General features: G+C 34.2%; 27 protein-coding genes. 2 read left to right on the forward strand and 25 right to left on the reverse strand.

What is annotated here, in order from left to right; translation table 11 throughout:
- Positions 1 to 50: 50 nt before the first annotated feature.
- From PGC14_RS06470 to ylxM, 21 genes are all read right to left on the reverse strand, one after another.
- Positions 51 to 1,286 carry a competence/damage-inducible protein A gene (locus PGC14_RS06470; protein ID WP_271629813.1) on the reverse strand — a complete coding sequence of 412 codons (1,236 nt, stop codon included), beginning with the start codon at positions 1,284 to 1,286 and terminating at the stop codon, positions 51 to 53.
- Positions 1,287 to 1,300: 14 nt separating this feature from the next.
- The gene (gene pgsA / locus PGC14_RS06475; RefSeq protein WP_271629814.1) at positions 1,301 to 1,849 is read right to left on the reverse strand and encodes a CDP-diacylglycerol--glycerol-3-phosphate 3-phosphatidyltransferase; all 549 of its coding nucleotides are present in this window, start codon (positions 1,847 to 1,849) and stop codon (positions 1,301 to 1,303) included.
- Positions 1,849 to 3,171, reverse strand: coding sequence for a 30S ribosomal protein S12 methylthiotransferase RimO (gene rimO / locus PGC14_RS06480; protein WP_271629815.1), 1,323 nt, complete (start codon positions 3,169 to 3,171; stop codon positions 1,849 to 1,851). Before rimO ends, pgsA begins: the two co-directional genes overlap by 1 nt.
- A gap of 28 nt (positions 3,172 to 3,199) precedes the next feature.
- Positions 3,200 to 4,069, reverse strand: coding sequence for a bifunctional methylenetetrahydrofolate dehydrogenase/methenyltetrahydrofolate cyclohydrolase FolD (gene folD, locus PGC14_RS06485; RefSeq protein WP_039764483.1), 870 nt, complete (start codon positions 4,067 to 4,069; stop codon positions 3,200 to 3,202).
- Positions 4,011 to 5,885, reverse strand: a complete 1,875-nt coding sequence (locus tag PGC14_RS06490) for a YgiQ family radical SAM protein (RefSeq protein WP_039764484.1) — start codon at positions 5,883 to 5,885, stop codon at positions 4,011 to 4,013. Before PGC14_RS06490 ends, folD begins: the two co-directional genes overlap by 59 nt.
- Before the next feature lie 7 nt (positions 5,886 to 5,892).
- Positions 5,893 to 8,070 (reverse strand): FtsK/SpoIIIE family DNA translocase, encoded by a 2,178-nt coding sequence (locus PGC14_RS06495; RefSeq protein ID WP_039764485.1) that lies wholly within the window; start codon positions 8,068 to 8,070, stop codon positions 5,893 to 5,895.
- 109 nt (positions 8,071 to 8,179) lie between these two features.
- Positions 8,180 to 8,770, reverse strand: coding sequence for a dipicolinate synthase subunit B (locus tag PGC14_RS06500; RefSeq protein WP_039764486.1), 591 nt, complete (start codon positions 8,768 to 8,770; stop codon positions 8,180 to 8,182).
- A complete protein-coding gene (gene dpsA, locus PGC14_RS06505) occupies positions 8,760 to 9,653 on the reverse strand; it encodes a dipicolinate synthase subunit DpsA (protein WP_039764487.1) in 894 nt (297 codons plus the stop codon). Before dpsA ends, PGC14_RS06500 begins: the two co-directional genes overlap by 11 nt.
- 256 nt (positions 9,654 to 9,909) lie before the next feature.
- Positions 9,910 to 10,059, reverse strand: a complete 150-nt coding sequence (locus PGC14_RS06510; RefSeq protein WP_156823657.1) for a hypothetical protein — start codon at positions 10,057 to 10,059, stop codon at positions 9,910 to 9,912.
- A gap of 84 nt (positions 10,060 to 10,143) precedes the next feature.
- A complete protein-coding gene (locus PGC14_RS06515; protein ID WP_039764488.1) occupies positions 10,144 to 10,500 on the reverse strand; it encodes a YraN family protein in 357 nt (118 codons plus the stop codon).
- Positions 10,497 to 10,781, reverse strand: a complete 285-nt coding sequence (locus PGC14_RS06520; RefSeq protein ID WP_039764490.1) for an EscU/YscU/HrcU family type III secretion system export apparatus switch protein — start codon at positions 10,779 to 10,781, stop codon at positions 10,497 to 10,499. The genes PGC14_RS06515 and PGC14_RS06520 overlap by 4 nt, the downstream gene beginning before the upstream one ends.
- Before the next feature lie 4 nt (positions 10,782 to 10,785).
- Entirely contained in the window at positions 10,786 to 12,213 is a 1,428-nt protein-coding gene (locus PGC14_RS06525; RefSeq protein WP_271629816.1) for a hypothetical protein, read from the reverse strand.
- Between the two features lie 6 nt (positions 12,214 to 12,219).
- Entirely contained in the window at positions 12,220 to 12,837 is a 618-nt protein-coding gene (locus PGC14_RS06530) for a ribonuclease HII (protein WP_271629817.1), read from the reverse strand.
- The gene (gene ylqF / locus PGC14_RS06535; protein WP_271629818.1) at positions 12,818 to 13,669 is read right to left on the reverse strand and encodes a ribosome biogenesis GTPase YlqF; all 852 of its coding nucleotides are present in this window, start codon (positions 13,667 to 13,669) and stop codon (positions 12,818 to 12,820) included. Before ylqF ends, PGC14_RS06530 begins: the two co-directional genes overlap by 20 nt.
- A gap of 56 nt (positions 13,670 to 13,725) precedes the next feature.
- The gene (gene rplS / locus PGC14_RS06540) at positions 13,726 to 14,112 is read right to left on the reverse strand and encodes a 50S ribosomal protein L19 (protein WP_271629819.1); all 387 of its coding nucleotides are present in this window, start codon (positions 14,110 to 14,112) and stop codon (positions 13,726 to 13,728) included.
- A gap of 107 nt (positions 14,113 to 14,219) precedes the next feature.
- Complete coding sequence (trmD, locus tag PGC14_RS06545; RefSeq protein ID WP_011917667.1) at positions 14,220 to 14,957, reverse strand: tRNA (guanosine(37)-N1)-methyltransferase TrmD; 738 nt, start codon at positions 14,955 to 14,957, stop codon at positions 14,220 to 14,222.
- Positions 14,958 to 14,959: 2 nt separating this feature from the next.
- Positions 14,960 to 15,469, reverse strand: coding sequence for a ribosome maturation factor RimM (gene rimM, locus PGC14_RS06550; RefSeq protein ID WP_011917668.1), 510 nt, complete (start codon positions 15,467 to 15,469; stop codon positions 14,960 to 14,962).
- A gap of 50 nt (positions 15,470 to 15,519) precedes the next feature.
- On the reverse strand, positions 15,520 to 15,753 hold the full coding sequence (locus PGC14_RS06555; RefSeq protein ID WP_011917669.1) for a KH domain-containing protein: 234 nt from the start codon (positions 15,751 to 15,753) through the stop codon (positions 15,520 to 15,522).
- A gap of 28 nt (positions 15,754 to 15,781) precedes the next feature.
- Positions 15,782 to 16,027: a 30S ribosomal protein S16 gene (rpsP, locus tag PGC14_RS06560; protein WP_011917670.1), complete on the reverse strand. Its 246-nt coding sequence runs from the start codon at positions 16,025 to 16,027 to the stop codon at positions 15,782 to 15,784.
- 36 nt (positions 16,028 to 16,063) lie between these two features.
- A complete protein-coding gene (gene ffh / locus PGC14_RS06565; protein ID WP_011917671.1) occupies positions 16,064 to 17,395 on the reverse strand; it encodes a signal recognition particle protein in 1,332 nt (443 codons plus the stop codon).
- Positions 17,388 to 17,738: a YlxM family DNA-binding protein gene (ylxM, locus tag PGC14_RS06570; RefSeq protein ID WP_011917672.1), complete on the reverse strand. Its 351-nt coding sequence runs from the start codon at positions 17,736 to 17,738 to the stop codon at positions 17,388 to 17,390. Before ylxM ends, ffh begins: the two co-directional genes overlap by 8 nt.
- Positions 17,739 to 17,965: 227 nt before the next feature.
- Here ylxM and PGC14_RS06575 point away from each other — a divergent pair, with 227 nt between their 5' ends.
- Positions 17,966 to 18,331, forward strand: a complete 366-nt coding sequence (locus tag PGC14_RS06575; protein WP_011917673.1) for a hypothetical protein — start codon at positions 17,966 to 17,968, stop codon at positions 18,329 to 18,331.
- A gap of 75 nt (positions 18,332 to 18,406) precedes the next feature.
- Positions 18,407 to 18,703 carry a hypothetical protein gene (locus PGC14_RS06580; protein ID WP_271629820.1) on the forward strand — a complete coding sequence of 99 codons (297 nt, stop codon included), beginning with the start codon at positions 18,407 to 18,409 and terminating at the stop codon, positions 18,701 to 18,703.
- A gap of 197 nt (positions 18,704 to 18,900) precedes the next feature.
- Here PGC14_RS06580 and PGC14_RS06585 read toward each other — a convergent pair whose 3' ends face one another.
- The 4 genes from PGC14_RS06585 to PGC14_RS06600 are packed head-to-tail and all read right to left on the reverse strand — an operon-like array spanning position 18,901 to position 21,864.
- Positions 18,901 to 19,755, reverse strand: a complete 855-nt coding sequence (locus PGC14_RS06585; protein ID WP_271629821.1) for an ABC transporter ATP-binding protein — start codon at positions 19,753 to 19,755, stop codon at positions 18,901 to 18,903.
- Positions 19,756 to 19,792: 37 nt separating this feature from the next.
- Positions 19,793 to 20,887: an alpha/beta hydrolase gene (locus PGC14_RS06590; RefSeq protein WP_271629822.1), complete on the reverse strand. Its 1,095-nt coding sequence runs from the start codon at positions 20,885 to 20,887 to the stop codon at positions 19,793 to 19,795.
- Between the two features lie 4 nt (positions 20,888 to 20,891).
- Entirely contained in the window at positions 20,892 to 21,515 is a 624-nt protein-coding gene (locus tag PGC14_RS06595) for a hypothetical protein (RefSeq protein ID WP_271629823.1), read from the reverse strand.
- A complete protein-coding gene (locus PGC14_RS06600; protein ID WP_013430662.1) occupies positions 21,502 to 21,864 on the reverse strand; it encodes a GntR family transcriptional regulator in 363 nt (120 codons plus the stop codon). The genes PGC14_RS06595 and PGC14_RS06600 overlap by 14 nt, the downstream gene beginning before the upstream one ends.
- Positions 21,865 to 21,867: the final 3 nt, after the last annotated feature.

Raw genomic sequence — 21,867 nt, forward strand, 5'->3', positions numbered from 1 at the left:
ACTTTTCGAACAAATGTTTAGAATTATTATATAATTTTGAAGCAAACTTTTCAATAATTAATTATGGTCTTTCTGAGAATGTCTAAAGCAGCCTTTGAAGCAGTCTCTTTAATCCTAAGTCTATCACCTGAAAATCTAAACTCAAAACTGTCAATATAATTTTTTGTAGCAACTCCAATATATACAAGCCCTACTGGTTTTGTCTTTGTTGCTCCAGTTGGTCCTGCAATTCCAGTTGTTGATATTGCAACATCTGCCAAAGAATTTCTTAGAGCACCTTGAGCCATCTGCTTAGCTACTTCATGACTCACAGCACCAAAATTCTTTAATGTTTCTTCTGATACTCCCAGCTCTTTTACCTTTGCTTCATTTGAGTATGTTATAAAACCTCTGTCAAAAACATTTGACGCACCAGGAACATTTGTAATTTTGTTACATATGAGTCCACCTGTGCACGATTCTGCTACCGAAACCTTAAGACCTTTTTGCAAAAGCATCTCAACTACAACCTCTTCTAAAGTCTGATTATCTATACCATAGATATACTCACCAAGCAAAGCTCTTACTTTGTTTTCCATTTGATCAAGTATATCTTTTGCCAAATCTCCGTTACTTTTTTTCGTTGAGATTCTTAGCTCAACCTCAAACGGTTTTGCATACAAAGCTAAGCTCGGGTCTGACTGGTTGTGTATAAGCTCACTTAACCTCTCTTCAATAGATGACTCACCAATTCCAATGAACTTTAAAACTCTTGAATATATCTTCTCTTTAGAGAATCTTTCTAAATAAGGCACAACATACTCTTCGAACATGGGCTGCATCTCAAAAGGTGGACCTGGCAGTAAAATTGCTATTTTACCATCTTTCTCAATTATAAGTCCCGGTGCAGTACCGTGCCTGTTTTCCAATATAATACTACCCTCAGGAACATATGCCTGTTTCTTGTTAATTTCTGGCATCTTTACACCACGGTGTTTAAAGTACTCTTCAATCTTATTCAAAACCTCTTGATTTAGTATAAGCTTCTTTCCAAAATATTCGCACACAGCTTCCTTTGTAATATCATCAGATGTTGGTCCAAGTCCACCAGTAAAGATAAGTATATCTGATCTTTTGAGTGCGATGTCGATAGCACTTTTGAGCCTATTTAAATTGTCACCAACTGTTGTCTGAAAATATAAGTCTATTCCTAAGCTTGCTAACCTTTGCGAAAGATACTGTGCATTTGTATTCACTATCTGACCAAGCAAGAGCTCTGTACCAACACAGATTATCTCAGCTACCATCTTGAAAAATCGCCTCACTTTTTCGTAAAGTCTATTACTTTCCAATTAACCCGTATATAGTCAATACCTGAATAGATTGTGAGTATCACAGCAACCCATAAAGCTATCTTGTCAAAAGGAAAATTTAGAAATCTAAAAGGATAGTTGTCAACCAAAAGTAACACTATTGCAATAATCTGACTTATCGTCTTTAACTTTCCCCAAATGTTAGCAGAAATTACTATACCTTCTGCAGCAGCAACCATTCTAAGCCCTGTTACAATAAATTCTCGTCCAATTATTATCATAGCTATCCAAGAAGAAATCTTCTGAAGCTCAACAAGTCCAACAAGGGCTGCTGTAATCAACAGCTTATCTGCAAGCGGGTCAAGAAATTTTCCAAAATTTGTTACAATCTTTTTAGAGCGCGCAATGTACCCATCCAGACTGTCTGTAATAGCTGCAACTATGAAAATAGCTGCAGCTATTAATTTCGAGTATGAAATGTTAAAATTAAGTAAAAAGAACATAAATATAGGAATCAACAATATCCTTATACTTGTAATTATATTGGCAATATTCATCAAATTACCTCTCCTACCAAATCATACTCAAACACATCCAAAATTTTTACATTTACAAACTCACCAGACAAAAGTTTTCGTTTGGAAAATACTATAATCTTTCCGTCAACCTCAGGAGCTTCAAATTGGCTTCTTGCAATGTAAAAGTTGTTTTTATCTCTGCCTTCTATAACAACCTCATACTTTTTGCCAATTCTCTTTCTATTTCTTTCCAGTGAAATCTTCCTTTGAAGATTTAAAATCCTTTCATATCTTTTGACCTTTGTCTCATCATCTATTTGTGGCAAGGTTGCAGCAAAAGTCCCTTCCTCCTGGGAGTACATAAATGCACCAAGCCGATCAAACTTTGCCCATTTGACAAACCCGCAAAGCTCTTCAAACTCCTTTTCTGACTCTGTTGGGAACCCAACCATAACTGTTGTCCTTATTACAACCTCATCAAATGCTGACCTTATTCTTTGAATGAGCTCTTTAATACCTTCTGATGAGGTTTTTCTGTTCATCAGTTTCAAAATTCTGTTATTAATGTGTTGAATTGGTATATCAAAGTATTTAACAACCTTTGGAAGACTCTTTACAATATTTAAAAGCTCATCGTCAATGTCTTCTGGATAAGAGTATAAAAATCTAATCCATTTTATGTTATCAATCTCACTTAATTTTTGAAGCAATGTTGCTAACATCTTTTTTTGATATATATCTATTCCATATTTTGTTGTATCCTGAGCAGTGAGTACAATCTCTTTATAACCATCCTCAGAAAGCCTTTTTGCCTCCTGAATTATATCATCTATATATCTACTTGTGTAATTTCCCCTAATCAACGGTATTGAACAATATGAGCATCTATTGTTGCAACCTTCTGCTATTTTTATGTAGGCATAAAACTTAGGGGTTGCAATAAGGCGTGGCGTTGAGCTTGTATAGATAAATGTAGGTTTGTCGTCAAATACTTGGAGTTTGCTCTCCCCCTCATAAAGTTTTTTGATTACATCTGGAAGTTTCAACATCTCTTTTACACCAAGAATTGCATCAACTTCTGGTAGCTCTTTCAAAATCTCGTCTTTATAGCGTTGTGTTAAACATCCTGTCACTATCAAAAATTTGCATTTTTTATTCTTGTACTCAGCCATTTCTAATATGGTATCAATCGACTCTTGCTTTGCATCATTTATAAAACCGCATGTATTAATAACAATAACATCAGCATCTTCAGCATTTGGTGTGATCTCAAACCCAGCTTCTTTGCATGCCCCCATCATTATCTCACTGTCAACAAGATTCTTGTTACACCCAAGCGATACAAAACCAACCTTCACCAAACCAAACTCCTCCATTTTTTACTATCTTCTACACAAGCCCGTTTTGAAGCAGTGTTGCAAAAAGTGTATTTTTCATAAGCATTGCAACTGTCATTGGTCCAACACCGCCTGGTACTGGTGTTATGTAAGATGCAACCTTTCTGACAGTTTCAAAATCTACATCACCTACTATCTTTTTTGTGGTCTCATCCCTGTTTATTCCAACATCAATTACAACAGCCCCCTCTTTTACCATATCAGCAGTTACAAATTTTGGCTTGCCCACTGCCGCAACCAGTATATCTGCAGTCTTGCATATATCTTTTAAATCCTTTGTGTAAGAGTGACATATTGTGACAGTAGCATTTTCCCTCAAAAATAAGAGAGCCAAAGGCTTTCCTACTATATTGCTACGTCCTATCACAACTGCATGTTTTCCTTTGATTTCTATATTCTCCTGTTTCAAAAGCTCTATTATCCCAAATGGTGTACATGGTTTTATTGCAAATTCAAAATCTATACCTGTTGTAACCATTCCGACATTCATAGGATGAAAACCATCAACATCCTTTTGAGGCAAAATCTTTTTACAAACTCTTGACTCATCCAAGCCCTTTGGTAATGGAAGTTGCACTAAAATACCGTTAATCTTTGGATCTTGATTTAGCTTTTCAATGAGGTCTTCAAGTTGCTCTTGAGTTGTAGTGTTATCTAACGCATACTCTATCGAATTTATTCCAAGCTCTGAACATGTTCTTTTTTTTGAATTGACATAACTTCGTGAAGCCGGATCACTGCCGACAATTACAACAGCCAATGTTGACTCTATTCCCTTTTCTTTTAACTTCTCTATCTCACTTTTAACCTCCTCTTTTATTCTCTGTGCTATCTTTTTGCCGTCGATTATCTTTGCTGACACTTCTCTTACCCCCGTCTTGTTTTTTTGGAGCAATTAGGCAGTTTTTCCCATAGCCAATCAAATCTTCTCTTTTTGCAAGTTTTAATGCTTCATACACAAGGTCGTAATTCTTAGGATTATGAAAATGAAGCAAGGCCCTTTGCATCATTTTTTCTTTCAAAGTTTTTGGTACATACACCTTCTCTAACGTAAAAGGATTTAAACCAGTATAATACATAGTAGTTGAAACAGTCCCCGGTGTTGGATAAAAGTCCTGAACTTGCTCAGGAATAAAACCATTTTTCTTCAAGTAAAGAGCAAGTTCAATTGCATCGTTTAATGTACACCCTGGATGCCCTGACATCAAATAGGGAATTATGAACTGTTTCTTTTTAAGTTTCTTGTTAGTTTTAAAATATTCTTCTACAAACCTCTCATAAACTTCTTTTGATGGTTTACCCATATATTTTAACACATTATTGCAAATATGTTCAGGTGCAATTTTTAACTGGCCAGAAACATAATAGCGACATAGCTCTTCAAGATATTTTTCATAATTCTTGTCAAGTAAAAGATAATCATACCTTATTCCCGAACGAATGAACACTTTCTTTACACCTTTTATTTTTCTTATCTTCTCAAGCAGTTCAAAGTACTCCCTATGGTCCACAATCAAATTTTTACAAGGTGTCGGAAATAAACACCCTCTATTTTTGCAAGCACCTCTTTCAAGCTGAAGACTGCAAGCAGGATTCCTAAAGTTTGCAGTTGGTCCACCTACATCGTGAATATACCCCTTAAAATCAGGAAGCTTGGTGAGCTTTTTTACTTCTTCTAAGATTGACTTTTCACTTCTCTTTTGAATTATTCTTCCTTGGTGAAAATGCAGAGCACAGAAATTACATCCACCAAAACATCCTCTGTGAGAAACAATACTAAATTTTACCTCTTCAAGAGCTTTAATTCCGCCATCTTTTTCGTAGATTGGATGGTAATTACGTTCATATGGCAAAGAATACACATAGTCCATTTCTTCTGTTGTAAGAGGCTTTGCAGGTGGATTTTGAACAAGATACAGGTTTTTGTGAGGCTGCACAATTATCCTACCCGTAAAAGGATTCTGTTCTCTGTACTGAGTAGCAAATGCTTCTGCATATGCCACCTTGTCTTCTTTTACCTTTTCATAGCTGTCAATAACTATATAATCCTTTCCTTCAAGATGAGAAAGGTCTTTTGCAACATAACACGTTCCTGGCACATCTTTAATTTGTCTTAAATCCTCGCCTTTTTTTAGCCTTGGTAAAATTTCAAATAACGGTTTTTCCCCCATGCCAAATATCAGAAGGTCAGCTGCACTGTCAATTAAGATAGATGCTCTTACCTTATCAGACCAGTAATCATAGTGAGCAAACCTTCTGAGTGATGCCTCGATTCCTCCAATTATAATGGGAATATCACCATATTCCTTTCTTATGAGATTACAATACACAATTGTAGCCCTGTTAGGACGCAAACCCATCTTCATCCCAGGTGAGGAATAATCCTGACTTCGCGGCTTTTTGAATGATGTATAATGTGCAACCATTGAATCAAGGTTTCCACTTGATACCAAAAAGGCAATACGTGGTCTTCCTAACACTGTAATACTCTTCGAATCTTTCCAATCTGGTTGAGGGACAATTCCTATTCTGAATCCAAAATCCTCAATTATTCTTGAGATTATAGCATGTCCAAAAGAAGGATGGTCTACATACGCATCACCACATACAAACACAAAGTCAAGCTCATCCCAGCCGCGTCTTTTCATGTCCTCTTTGCAGATTGGCAAGAAAGCCACAATACCATCACTCCATATTCATAAGCATCTCGTCAAACTGCTCTTTTGTGATTAAAACTTGACGCTTTCCACCGCTATCCATTCTGCTCACAATTCCTCTTTCTTCCATTTGGTCAAGAAGGCGTGCAGCCCGTGAATACCCAATTCTAAGTTTTCGCTGCAAAAATGAAGTTGAAGCATTTTGTGACTCAACAACAATCTGTATAGCTTTTATCAAAAGTTCATCTGTCTCTTGTTCTTTAATACTTGAAATCTTATTGTTTATCTCATCGATTACCTCTTGGTTGTACTCAATTTTAAAATTCTGTTTTAAAAACTCAACAACTTTCTCAACCTCAGATTCAGAGACATACGCACCTTGAACTCTTATTGGTTTTGCTAAACCCATTGGAAGATAGAGCATATCCCCTCTTCCCAAGAGCTTTTCTGCACCTGATTGGTCCAATATAGTCCGTGAATCAACCTGTGATGAGACAGCAAACGCAATTCTTGACGGTATGTTCGCTTTTATAAGTCCTGTTATAACATCAACAGATGGCCTTTGGGTTGCCACAACTAGATGCATTCCAGCTGCTCTTGCCATCTGTGCAAGCCTGCAAATTGCATCTTCAACTTCAGCTGGAGATACCATCATAAGGTCAGCAAGCTCATCAATCACAATCACAACAAAGGGGAGCTTTTCCTGACCATTTTCCTCGCACCATTTATTGTAACCTGAAATATCTCTTACTCCTGCTTGGGCAAAGAGCTTGTATCTATTTGTCATCTCAGACACAGCCCACGAAAGTGCATTTGCCGCTTTTTTCGCATCTGTTACAACAGGTATCAAAAGGTGCGGTATTCCATTATAAAGGCTCAATTCCACAACTTTCGGGTCAATTAAAATGAGTTTCACCTCATCAGGTCTGCACCTATATAAGATGCTTATAATGAGCGAGTTTATACACACACTTTTTCCAGAACCAGTTGCCCCAGCAATTAAAAGATGAGGCATTTTGGTTATATCTCCTATAATAGGTGCACCTGCAACATCTTTCCCTATTGCAAAAGGAATCTTCGTAGCCTGTGTATAAAATAGCTGGTCTTCTAATAGCTCTCGGATTAAAACAGGTTGTGGTTCTTTGTTTGGAATTTCTATTCCAATTGCAGACTTATTAGGAATAGGGGCTTCAATCCTCACAGAGGGCGCTGCCAAAGCCAAGGCTATATCATCTGAAAGACTGACAATTCTGCTTACTTTCACACCTTGGCCAGGCTGAATTTCATATCGTGTTACAGTAGGTCCTACATTTACCTCAGTAACTTTGGCCTCTATACCGAAATTCTTTAACGTTTCTTCGAGTTTTCTAATGTTCTCGTTTATATCCTTTTTAGAGACAGAAATACTCTCACTTGGCTTTTTTAAGTATTCAAGTGGCGGATATAAATACTCTCCATTTTCTAGTCTCTCTTCTTTTTTATCCACAGATTTTGTTCTATTTCTTGACTTTGGCAGGTTAACAACTATCTCCTCAGTTTTTTTTTCTTGGATTCCTACATCCTCTTGATAATTATAAAAGCTCTCCATTTTTTGCTTGGTATTTTTTTCACTTTTCTTATCTTGGTTATTAATATGCTCATTCTTTGCTTTTTGGTATTTTATAAACTTTCTTATTGAAAAACTAAAAACAACCATACTCAGGATTACTAATATTGAGATGCACACTATAAGCGTACCGGTATAACCAAATAAGGTAATAAAAGGGTATGTAAGTACGCTTCCAAAAACTCCAAACCCCTTAAATTCTAAGCCTTTAAAATAAGAGTCTTTTAAAACCTTTACAAAAGAATTAGACATTGAATATAGTGACGCTTGTAAAAAGGTTGTCCCTAATATAAACGCAAGGATTATGTAAGTAAAAATTGTGACATCAGTTTTTGAAAAAACTTTAGGTCTTCTAAGAATAGAATCAAGAGAAACATAAAGTAAAAATCCAAGTATTATAAAGACTCCTATTCCAAAACACCCAAGAAGTATCTTTTTGATGAACTCACCAATTATCCCTACTTTATCTGTAAAAATTGAAAATGTGCAAAAGACAAAAATAAAAAATAAAAAGGTGCCGAAAATCTCAGCATTCAATCTATCAAAAACCTCTTTTTTTATTCTATATCTCTTTTTTTTCTCCACTGTCTTTGCTCTCATCAAAAACTCACTTCACCTTTTGAATAATCCTCATAATTTTCTAAGTATATTATAGCCCTTTTCCAAAAAAATAAAACCCCTAAAATTGACAAGGGGTTCTTTACACCTTTTAAACATTTGAACCAAGCAAAAGAGGTTGAATTTGCTTTCCAGAAAGTGCTTGAACTATCGTCGGTATTAAAAGGTCATACTCAGCAACAAGCGAATTTGGCTTTGAAATTGGGTCATCTTGCCTAAAAGGCACAAAATATATATTTTTGCTATTTATAAGAGTTGCAAGGTTTTTGCAATTTAGCCCAAGTGCATCATTTGTAGATATTGCAATCACTACAGGTTTTTGATTTCTAAGTTGCGCTTTTGCACACATAACAGTTGTCTCATCAATAATACCATTTGCAAGTTTTGCAATGAAATTACCAGTTGCAGGGGCAATCACCAATATGTCAAAAAGATCCTTAGGTCCAACTGGCTCTGCTTCGACAATACTGGTTATTGGCTTGTTTCCACAAATACTTATTATTTTGCCCATAATCTCTGAAGCCTTCCCGTACCGAGTATCAGTTGTCTGTACTTTCTCACTAAAGATTGGAGTTATAAAAGCTCCTTGTTCTTTGAGTTTTCCTATAATAGGTATTATTTTATCAAATGTACAAAACGACCCTGTAAGAGCAAATCCAATCTTGACATTGTTAAGACTCAATTTTCTCTCCCTCCAATTCATCTAACAAATTTAAAAGAACCTCAACTATATACTGGGCAGCAGTTTTTGGTGCAACTTTGCCAGGAAGAGAAAGCGCATGAACAGCCTCTATTCCCTTTTGTTTTGCATATTCAAAGTCAACACCACCTGGTTTTGAAGCAAGGTCAATGACAAGAGTATCTTTTCTTATATTATCTATAACTTCTTTGTCAATTACCTTTGCCGGAATGGTATTTACAATCAAATCCATTTTAGCAACATATTCCTTTAACTCTGATAATTCAACAGGTACATAGCCTAATGCCTTGCACCATGTTAAATCTGAAATTTTTCTGGCAGCTACAAACAGACTACACTCAAAAGCTTTTAATATCTTTGAGAGTATCTTGCCTATTCTTCCGTATCCTAATATCAAAACATTTGAAGAATGAAGAGCTATTGGCATTTTTTCGATAGCAATACCAATAGCACCCTCAGCTGTGGGAATAGCATTTAGAATTGCCAGTTCCTCTTTTTCATATAAATCGTAATATTTCACCTTTTTTAGTTCACAAAATCGTTTTGTATTCTCTGGTATTACACTTGCAATGAGTGGAATACCCTTTTTGCACAGATTCTCAACAAGTTCTTCTATTTCTAATAGTCTTTCTGAAAGAGGCGAAAATATATATTTTCCATCCTGTGAAAACGGAATAGGTCCAACTATTACATCTGAATTCTCTACAATTTCTTCCAAATTCCTTGCAATATTGAATTTTGGTGTCTGACTTTCTTGCTCTTGGTCGATTGCACACACCCAAATATCAAAGCCCTTCTCAATTAGATTTTCAGCCACATTTAAAATTCTCTGATCACCACCCACAAATCCTATATGTTTTTTCATTCCTATTTTCCCTCTTAACTTTCCAACAAAGCTAATATAATCTATGTCTCTTGATAAAAAATGGTGCTTGTCTAAATAATTAAAAATAAAAAGCCTCCAGCATAACCACTTCCATTAACAAAAGTTATACTGGAGGCATTTAACACAACAACTTTATTTTTGTATTGTAATCTTTCTTCACTTACCTTTTTACAATCTCCTTGCCAAGCTCAAATGTCCTTTCCAAAACCTCTTTTCTTTTTTCACAGCTTCTAATTCATTTAACCCATTTCTTACAATAATACCCTTGACATCCCTCGCTAATCTTCATTAGAGCAAAAAGCCTGTCTAAGACCAATTTGGTCTGAGCTGAAACGTAATCCACAATACCACCTGCCTGATGTAATGTATCATATAGTTTTTTCATATCATCTTCTTGCCGACAAACTCAATGTTGGTGACAATAGCTACAACTTTGACAACTGCTAATATCTACTTTTTTTAGTATTTTTTAAAAAGCATTTTTAATTAAATTTATATCTAATACTTCATTTTTGGCATTCATATACACTTCAACAACATCAAATCTATACATACAATTTTTTGCTTTTTGCCTTTGAACAAAATACTCAGCAACTCTTTTTAAATGTCTTTGTTTTGTCATAGTAATAGCTTCAGAAGGATAGCCAAATTTAAGACTCCTTCTTGTCTTTACTTCAACAAAAACAATGGTATTCCCTTCTTTTGCTATAATGTCAACCTCTCCAAGCTTGCACCGAAAATTCCTATGTAAAATTTCATAGCCCATTTTCTTCAAAAACTCTACTGCCTTTTCCTCACCACTATTCCCCAGTTCTCTTTTGTTCATGGGTTTTTATCTCCATTTTGAGTTATTTTGTCTAAATATCCAATAAAGACTAAGATTTGTGCTACTACTTCATAAAGGTCTTCAGGAATATATTGCTGCAGTTCTAAATTGAATAACCTCTCTGCTACATATTGGTCATGGTAAATAGGAATGTTTTTCTCTTTTGCCTTCTCTAAAATCCTTTCTGCAACAAGTCCTTGACCTTTTGCTATGACTTTAGGCGCTATTTCCTTGATATCATACTTTATAGCAACTGCTTTCTTTTTTTTCTTTTCTTTCATTATTTTACACCTTCATATCAATTTTTTGAATAGGAGCTTCACACATCAAAAAATCTAATATTACATTTGTTGTTGAAGTATCTTCCATTTTATAGTCAATTTCGAGCTTATACCCTCTTTCTTTCAAAGCAGAGATGAGTTCATTTGCTTTGCTTTCAATTAATTTTAAAGTAAAGAGCCTATCTGAGGCAATCATTGCTTTAAAGGTATTTTGTGAAATCTTTTTTACATAAACACCTATACAGCCCAAAGTTTGTGTGTTTATTCTTATCATTACTGAGTTCACTTTCATATTAATACCCTTTTTCCTATTAACAAAAAATTGAAGTTCAAAAGGCTTTTCATTTATGTTTAGCTTGAAATTAAAAATGTTTAAATAAAAGCTACCAAAGTCAAACTGGACATTTTCTTTCTGATTAAATCTCAAGTCATTCAATATCTGAACTACCTTTTGCTCAAACGCTTTATCATCTCTACTTAGAAGTTTGAATATAAAAAAGCCTTCTTTTGTGTTTATAATCAAATTTTCTTTATCCAAATCCTGACCTTGATGCTTGTTGGCAAATACCTTATTTAGGCTGTCCAAAAATTTGTTAAGCTGGGCTCTTTCCATCATAAACTCATCTTTTGTAATTGGCCTTTTTGCAAGTATCAAACTCAGAATAGCCAAAAAATCCTTTTCTTCTTTTGGCTCGATTCGGTTATTTGAAAAAATGGACAAAATAATGTCTTTAAACTCCTTGTTTACGACCGTCTCTTTAGGAATCAAAATAAGCCCTTTTTCCTTATCAAATACGAACAGAAAAAGATTGTTATCACCACTAAAAATTTTACCTTCCTTTATTTTCCCTTGTAGATAAAATGTATTCAACTCATTCTCTATTTCAAATGTCTTCTCACCAACTTTTATAATTAGCTTTTCCGATTCACCTTCTTTTTCTATTGTAATAGTCCCTAAAAATACTTTGTTTCTCTTGGCAAATTCTAAAAGAGAGCTTGGAATTTTATCTTCTTTAATAAAAAGAAAGCTTTCTGGTTTTGTAAATCTAATCAAATTCTCTATTTTATTCGAAATATCTCTTTCAACATCTGAATTTTGAGATTTTGCAAACGTAATATTACTTAAATTGTCATTCGAGCTTACATCTGAGTTGGTTCTGGTATTTTGGGGTAACAATTCGACAATCTTAAAAGTCAATTTACCATCTTGGTACTTAGGACTGCTCAACCAAACTTTATCACCCTCTTTGAAAGAAAATGAAGAGAGGTTTTTTGCCATAATGGTTTGAGAGTTTATATTAAGAATTAAATTGTCACCATTTACTTTTATAATCTCACCAGTTATCTGTTGATTGGAATTGTCAATAAGATTCAATATTTCATTTATAAGATTTTGCCTATAAAGTGTTATATAGTTATTTATCTCATTCATTTTTAATCACCTGAGAATATTTTTCAAGAAAGATTTCCTGTGAATTTCACATGGACCATATTCTAAGATTAGCCGTATATGCTCTTTTGTGCCATATCCTTTGTGCTTTTCAAACTTGTAAACAGGATATAAAGAAGAAATTTGAGTAATAAACCTGTCTCTTGAAACCTTTGCCAAAATAGAAGCACATGCAATAGAATATGACTTTCTATCTCCTTTTATCAACGCTTTTTGAGGAAGATTTAAGTCAGGAATCTCATAACCATCAACCAAAACCACGTCAGGGACAAGATCCAAAGCTTCTATTGCGTTTTTCATTGCTAAAAATGTAGCGTTGTTTATATTTATCTCATCAATTGTTTTGTTGTCAACCATCGCCACCGAATATGTGATACTCTCTTTCAAAATTTCTTCAAAAAGTTTCTCTCTTTTTTGGGGAGAAAGCTTTTTTGAATCTCTCACACCTTCAATTATTCTCTTTCTATCCATTATGACAGCAGCAGCAAAAACAGGTCCTGCCAATGGACCTCTTCCTGCCTCATCAACTCCACAGATGAATCTATATCCTTCTTTTAGCAAGCTCTCTTCAAGTTCAAAATAATTTTCATCTGTTCCCAATTTCATCAAGCGTAATCCTCCCAATTTTTGCCTTCCTCAAATCTTCTAAAAACAAATTAGCAGCTTTTAAGGTGTCAATCTTGCCTTCTTTCAAAACGCAGCCTCTTTTCTTACCAATCTCAATAAGGTACTCATCTTCAGACATATTCAAAAAGTCAAGAGAGTATTTTTTATTCAAAAGCTCGCAGTAATCTTTTTTGATAATCTCTATAGTTTTTTTTGCGACAAGTTCCTTATCATATAGCTCATCCTTGATACTTCCTATAGCACAAAGCTTTATAGCAACCAAATCATCTTCAATCTTTGGCACCAAGATACCAGGCGTGTCCAACATCTCAAAATAATCATTTATCTTTATCCACTGCTTAGACTTTGTAACCCCCGGCTTGTCTCCAGTTTTTGCCTTAGAGGAATTTGTTATTTTATTTATAAGTGTAGATTTTCCAACATTCGGAATTCCAAGAACACCAAATCTTATTATTTTTCTTCTTTTTCCTTTTTGCCTTGCCTCTTCAATTTTATCTTTTAATAAATTTTCGGCGATTTTGAAGATATTCTTTACATTTGTGCCCTTTAAAGAATCAATACAAAGAGCTCTTTGATTGATTGATTCAAAATAGTCTAAAAATTGAGTATTTTTCTTTTCATCAGCCAACTCAGCTTTGTTTAAAAGAAAAATTTTGGGTTTGTCTTTTATAAGTGATTCTAACTGCTCATTTCGGGAACTTAAAGGTGCTCTTGCATCAAGCAGGATGAGATACAAGTCTACATACTTGTTAAGCTCAAGTATTTCTCTCTTTGCTTTCTGCATATGACCTGGGTACCATTGAACAATCAAACTATAAAGCCTCCTTTTTCCCTAAAAAATATAAAAAAGAGACTAAGCTTAAACTTTTAAGCATTAGTCTCTTCTTGGATATTATCCTCTTTTTGAGACGCTTCAATAAGCTCTTTTATCTTTGCAGCCTTACCAATCTTCTCCCTGATATAATAAAGTTTTGCTCTTCTTACTTTACCTCTTCTTATAACTTCAATCTTCTCAATCCTTGGTGAGTGAAGAGGAAATACTCTTTCCACCCCCACACCGTAAGAGATTCTTCTAACTGTGAATGTCTCTGAAAGTCCCTTACCTCTTCTTTTTATAACAAGCCCTTCAAAAGCTTGTATTCTTTCTCTTCCACCTTCAATAACCTTAAAATGAACTCTTACTGTATCACCTGGTTTGAAATCAGGAATATCCTTTCTTAGCATTTCGCTTTCAATTTCTCTAATGATATCCATCTTTTTATTTCCCTCCTTCCTGTATAGATGTTCGTGCAATTTGAGAATATTCAATTGCAGTGGATCATTAAATTTAAAGAAAAAAGCTTTAAAATGAACATGTGTAATTATAACACAATTTTTTGACTCTCACAATATTTTATTAAAAATTCTATATCCTCCTTTGTTAAATTAGCAGCATTTATAAGATCTGGCCTTGATTTAATTGTCTTTAAAAGGCTTTGATACCTACGCCACTTTTTTATTTTTTCATGATTCCCTGAGAGAAGAACCTCAGGAACTTTAAGCCCTCTGAATTCATATGGTCTTGTGTAATGTGGGTATTCCAAAAGACATTCAGAGAAACTTTCTTCTTCTACTGATTTCTTTTCAATAACACCTTCAACAAGTCTTGATATAGAATCAATTAAAACAAGGGCTGCATACTCTCCTCCGCTTAAAACATAATCTCCTATCGAAATTTCATCTGTCACAATCAAATCAATAACCCTTTGGTCTATCCCCTCATAATGTCCACAAATGATGACAAGCTCCTCTTCTTTTGAAAATTCCTTGGCAATATCCTGCGTATACTTTTTACCTTGAGGTGTGAGATAAATTACTCTGTGAGGTTTAGAGGACTTTATACTCTCATATGCGTCAACTATCGGCTGGGCAGTCATAACCATTCCAAACCCGCCGCCATAAGGATAATCATCTGTCCTTTTGTGTTTATCTTTGGTATAATCCCTTATATTTATTGCCTCAATCTTAATTAAACCTTTTTCTTGTGCCCTTTTCAAAATACTGAAGTTTGTTGCTTGCAAAATCACTTCTGGAAACAGAGTCAAAACCTTAAATACCATCTTTAATCTAACAACCCTTCAATAACCTTTATTTTCATATACCCTTGTTCGATATTCACTTCTTTAACAATATCTTTTAAAGCTGGGATTAACAAATCTTTCTTGCCTATATAGCTTTGGCAGATATACACATCATTGCTTCCCGTCTGCAAGACGTCTTTCACCTTGCCAAGCTTTCTCCCATCTAAATCATAAACCTCAAGCCCAATTATGTCGCATATAAAATAGGTATCTTCTGGAAGTTTTTTAGCCCTTTCTCTTTCTATCACTAAAAAACGATTTTTTAGTTTTAGCGCTTCATCTATGCTTGAGATTTCTCTAAATTTCATTATTACAATATTATCCTTTACCCTGTACCTTTCGATTGTAAGCTTTTGAGAAAGATTGTCTTCCAAAAGAACATAATTAAGCTCAGAAAATCTGTCAGGACTGTCTGTAAGAGGTATTACTTTCACTTCACCTTTGAGACCAAAGGTGTTCACAATTTTGCCGACTTGGAGGTACTTATACATCTTTTCTCACCTTTTTAAAAAAGAGTTAGGCAAAACTACGCCTAACTCTTTTATTGTAAAATCTCAACAATAACTCTTTTGTTGTCCTTGCTTGCTGCAGCTCTGACAACTGTCCTTATAGCTCTTGCAATTCTACCTTGCTTACCAATTACCTTGCCCATATCTTCAGGAGCCACTTTTAATTCTATTATTACAGATTGCTCACCATGGATTTCACTAACCTTTACTTGGTCTGGGTTGTCAACTAAAGATTTTGCTATGACCTCAACTAAATCTTTTAGCATGTCAAGTTCTCCCTCCTCATAAAATGGTTTATTCAATTACCCCAACTTTTTTAAGCAAAATTTTTACAGTGTCTGTTGGCTGAGCACCATTTGAAAGCCACTTTTTTGCTTTTTCAACATCAACTTTGATATCAGCAGGGTTTTTGAGAGGATTATAATATCCTATTTCATCAATAGTCTTCCCGTCTCTTGGACTTCTTGAGTCTGCAACAACAATTCTATAAAATGGATTGTTTTTTGCACCCATTCTCTTAAGTCTAATTCTTACTGCCACACATATCACCTCCCCTATTCAAAAGTTTTTTATATATTACATGAAAGGAAATTTAAATTTTCCTTTCTTAGCAAAGCTGGGATTTGAAAACTGCTTCATCATCCTTTTCATGTCTTCAAACTGTTTTAAAAGCCTGTTCACATCCTGCACAGTGGTACCTGACCCCATCGCAATTCTTCTTTTTCTGCTGGAATTAATAATGCTTGGATCTTGGCGTTCTTCTTTTGTCATGGAATTTATGATTGCTTCTATTTTTTTAAGTTCCTTCTCACCAGCATCAAAATCCACATCACCTTTCAATTTAATGCCGGGTATCATGGAAATAATCTGAGATAAAGGTCCCATCTTCTTTATTTGCTTTAACTGGTCTAAAAAATCTTCAAGAGTAAACTGCATGCTTCTGAGCTTTTTCTCAAGCTCCTCAGCCTTTTTCTGGTCAATTGCTTCCTGTGCTTTCTCTATTAATGTCAAAATATCTCCCATTCCAAGTATTCTTGATGCCATTCTATCAGGATAAAATACTTCTAAATCTTCCATCTTTTCGCCCATTCCTGCAAACTTGATAGGCTTTCCTGTTATAGCCTTGACAGAAAGAGCAGCTCCACCCCTTGTATCACCATCAAGCTTTGTCATAATTATACCATCAATACCAAGTTGATTATTAAATGCCTCAGCAACATTTACGGCATCCTGTCCAGTCATAGCATCTAATACAAGCAAAATCTCTGTGGGTTTTATAGCACTCTTAATTGCAACAAGTTCGTTCATAAGCTCTTCATTTATGTGAAGCCTTCCTGCTGTGTCTACAATTGCAATATCAAATCTGTTTGACTTTGCAAAGTTCACGCCCTCAACAGCGATTTTTACAGCATCTTTTTTATCATAATCTGCGTAACAGCTGACTCCTACTTTTTCTGCCACCACTTCTAATTGCTTAATGGCTGCTGGTCGATATATGTCACACGCGATGAGAAGTGGTTTTTTCCCTTGCTTTTTTAAAAGCGCTGCAAGCTTTCCTGCAGTTGTAGTCTTACCTGAACCTTGCAACCCTACCATCATATAGATTGAAAAACCGCTCGGAGAAAATGTAAGTTTTGTGTCATTTCCTCCTAAAAGGTTTACCATCTCATCGTATACAATCTTTATTACCTGCTGGGCAGGAGTGAGGCTTTCTAAAACTTCTTCTCCCACAGCCTTTTGTGTCACAGTGTTGATAAAATCTTTTACCACTTTGTAGTTTACATCAGCCTCTAATAGCGCAAGCTTTACCTCTTTCATAGCGTCTTTGATATCCTTTTCTGTGAGCTTGCCCTTGCCCCTCAGCTTTTTAAATACATCCTGCAGTTTTTCAGAAAGACTACTAAACATTTTCTTGCCACTCCTGAATACTATTTATTATGCTCATAATCTCTTCATCTTTATATCTCTCGTATATTCTCCTTAGTTTCTGTAGGACCTCTTCAATTATGCTCCTGTTCTTATAGTACTTGTCTGCCAGTTTCAGCTTTGCCTCATACCTTTTCAAGGCTATTTCTGCTTTTCTAAATGCATCAAAAACACCCTGCCGTGATATGCCAAGTTCTTTTGATATCTCTCCCAAGGTTAAATCTTCATTTACATACAGCTCTATAATCTTTTTTTGTCTTTCGGTCAAAAAGTCCTTATAAAAATCGTAAAGAAGGCTCAAATATACCTTATTTTCTTGCTGCATTTTTAATTTCATCTCTCTGTAAAGCTTAAAAACTTGACACTATTATATGATAATAAACTTCTGCTCTTTTGTCAAAAATTTTTTGTGATTGGATAGTGTCAAGAGTTTGTAGAAAATTTTTTTATAAATTATATTATTATTTAAAATAAAGCTTGACATGATTTTCTTATTTTGCTATTTATAAATTATAATTTGTGTAAAATCTTTGCTATTAGAGGCAATAGTAGATGAAAAGAATTAAAATAAGCATTTCAATTCTTTTTGTTTTTTTGTTAATTATGCTGCCTTACATGCTTATCAGATTTAAAAATACACACACAACAATTCAATATGAGAAACCTAAAATTTATATTGATCCTATGTCTTCTGTAAGATTTCTTAATTTTGAATTTTGCGCAAAATATTCAGAGCTTATTATCGTTGGAAAAGTTATTAAAAAAGAACAAGTAGAAGAAACAATAACTGCACAACCTGGTACAAATGAATATGGAGTTGCGAAAGCAGCAGGCATACCTTTTGTTAAGACCCTGCCAAGACTTTATGTTACAGTTGAAGTTGAAAAGGTTCTCAAAGGCAAATTAGATGAAAAATAAATTGATGTAGGCTTTGTAGTCTTTGATCCGCAAAATCACTCTGATCTTTTTGCAATGAATCCTGGTGAAAAATTTGTGTTTGTTCTGACAAAAGGAAAAAACACAAGGCCTAATACCTGGTATGTAAATTGTCCCAATAGGTTTATATTCAAAGTGAACAGCAACAATACCGTATATCCTGCTTGTTGGTGGTATGATGAAAGATATAAGAAGAAATATTTTAATATAACCTTAGATCAATTATCAGAAGAGTTCAAAAGAATAGATAAACTTGAAAATGTTCCTATGTATGATGATGTCCCAAAAGATGTATGGGAGAAGTACTACGAAGCAGAATCTGAATCGCAAACTAAAAGCTCTTCAGAAAAATAAAATATCTAAAAGGTGGGAAGTTAAAACTTCCCACCTTTTTGTTAGCCTTAAAAACACAATTTTATATTAGTAAGAATTGGAAGAGAATACAAGGAATATTGGCAGAAATTTTTTAATGGCTATGAACAATCTTTGTAACTTTATCCTAAGATACAAGAGCAAAGTGAGCCGAACATTTTCAGTTATTTTAAGGTATATTATACAGAATTTAAATCTGTTGTTTGGTAGTAACCACTTTTAATTTCCTGCATACCTTCTTTTCCTCTTAAATAGCCAATTATAATTTGATTTAATCGGGGATATTCTCCCATATCCTTCTCAGTTCTTACTAAAACCTCACCGTCAAGCAAACCTATAACTTCTGCATCCTTCAAGTTTGCCATTGAAGAGACTATTCTGTGTTTTTGTTTAGCATCATCAATTGAATCGCAGTACAAAATTCTGCCATTTTTGATTATCGCAATATTTGTTGCATACTCTTCAAGTTCAAAAATCTCGTGTGAAGACACAATAACTGCTATATTTTTCTCTTGAACATATTGTTTTATAAGTTGTATCAACTCAAATCTTACAGTTGGGTCAAGGTTTTGAGTAGGTTCATCTAAAAGCACCAGCTCTGCATTTGTTGCCAACGCCAAGATAACAAGTATAAGCGTTCTTTGACCCATTGAAAATTTAGAAAGTTCTTGATTTGTACTAAACCCATAGCTTGAAAGAAAATTTTTGAAAAATAAATCATCCCAATTTGGATACAAGGCTTGATACATCTTATAGTAATCACCTAATGTCAACCTTGAAAAAACTTTTCTGTGCTCAGAAACAAATGCTATGTTCTTCTTTAAAGAAGGCTCAAAAGGCTTGCCAAAAATCAAAACTTCTCCGGTATCTCTGGAAGCTGCATTTATTATACACTTTAGAGTTGTCGTCTTACCAGCCCCATTTGGTCCAACAAGAGCCAATATCTCACCTTTTTGAACTGAAAAATTCACGTCGGCTAAAATCTGTTTCCCGCTTATTCTTTTGCTCAAATTTTTGACTTCTAATACTACCATCTCAGTACTCACCGCCTTCTCTTTTATTAAGACCTCGCTACATACTTCTATTTTTTTGTAATTCTATTGCATTATCAAAAAATTCAACTATTTGCTCCATCATGTCTTGATCAATCTCAGACATTAATTTGCGGTTTATACTAGCTTGAAAGTCCTTAAGTATTTTTTTAGGAATTTTTTTGTAGCTGCCATACTTACTTGTTAACTCTTTAAATTCATTTCTTTTTTGTCGAATATATTTCAAGGCATTGTCTGATAAAAAAATATCATGTCCTTTATTATCAAATAGTTTTAAACTAACATTAGTTTTATTTAAATGTTTGCACGCCTCAAAAATACTATTTTCCAATTTCACTGTATCATCATCCTTACTATGTATGACCAACACAGGTACTGAACTTTTCTTTATCCCATCTATTGCAGATACGTTTGCTAATTTGCCAAACTTTATTTTTTCAAGCAAACTTAAATAAGGCAAAATAACTTTCCCCCATCTTCCATAAGAGTCCATTGCAGTTGTTTTTATCATTTCATCCGGGGAATTGAAACCAGCACACGAAACAACACCTGCAATTTTATGAGAATAGGATAAAACAGCACAAACAGCATAACCACCCCAACTATGTCCAAAAAGCAATATGGGCATGTTTTTAAATTCATTATTCTTTTCAATAAAACGTAACGCATAATCAAGATCAGCAACAGCTTGTGGAAGCCCAATCATTGAATCCCTTTCACTTTCACCACATCCAGTATTATCGAATCCAAGAACGTAATATCCTTTGTCCGTAAAATAATTTATTTCATCTAAATAATTGATATGGGTTCCGCCAAATCCGTGTGATACAACAATTAAACCTTTTTTAGCTTCGATATTATTTTTCTTATAATAAATATAACCTCTTAACATTTGTCCTGCATTTGATTTGAATTGTACTCTTTTGTAAATTAAATCAGGATACTTTTTCACAAGAGAATACACTTTATCATCTTTGGAGGTACATCTCTTAAAAGCTTGACTATATAAAACAGTGGTAATTAGTAAACAAATTGAAAAACTTATTAAGATAATAAAAAGTATTGCAGCTATAATCTTGTTTTTATTTTTTTGAGTCTTTGCTATTAAATTCATCTTTCTATCCCTCCTTTTTGACATATGCAATGTATGCTAAAAAGCAAATCAGAGCAGCATACAAAAAGGCTAAAATCATGCTTCCCTGCTTTGTAAAGCTTATTAAACTATATGGATTAAAATCAGCTGCATTCAAATTAGTTGAGCCTAAATCTCCCAGCAAAGCATCTGCAATTGTTATTACAATACTCCAAATAAAACCATCATGTCCTAATGTCGTGAATAACATACTTATCCCGTAAATTGCTAAAAGCGCAATGATTGTTTTTAAAATAACCAATAACCCTTCTAAAATGGTCAGGTTATAGTATATTTTATCAGCTGCCGATGTTATTGAAATTATAAGAACTAAAAACATTAGATTATATAGGAAAAGCTCTCTTTTTGAGAACGGCAAAAAATACAAAAGCTCAACATTTTTATTCTTAATATCATTCACAAGCATTGCAGAGCAAAGAAGTATTATGCCAATAACTCTCATGGTAAAACTCGGTATAAACAATATTAGCGTGAAAAATAGTATTTGACCTGTTTTTTCTTTTAGTTCTTTTCCAATGTAAATATCCATTTTTGTTAGACTTTCTTCGATGTTAAAATTTAAAATTCTTGAAAATTCAAACCTCTTCATTTTTCCACACCTCCTCAAATAAAATCATGGCTGTGTAAAAATCTATTTGATGACTTTTAAGTTCCCTAACACACTCTTTTATTATCTCAATTATCTTTTTATCAACATCAATATCCTTCTTCACAAAATACCCAATCCCCTGTTCTGCTTCAATAAAACCTTCAGCTTTTAGTTTTTCAAGTGCTTTTAAGACAGTGTTTATATTCACATCAAAAATTGCCTGAAGTTCTCTTACAGTTGGAAGCTGTAAACCTTGCTGAAGATTTCCAAGTATTATCTCTGATTTAATCATGTTGACAATCTGCACGTATGCAGGCACACCGCTGTGTTTATCAACTTTTCTTAGCATTTT

Origin of the sequence: Caldicellulosiruptor sp. DIB 104C (genome assembly GCF_028198085.1) — a bacterium.
In the GTDB taxonomy this organism is placed as follows: Bacteria; Bacillota; Thermoanaerobacteria; order Caldicellulosiruptorales; family Caldicellulosiruptoraceae; genus Caldicellulosiruptor; species Caldicellulosiruptor saccharolyticus.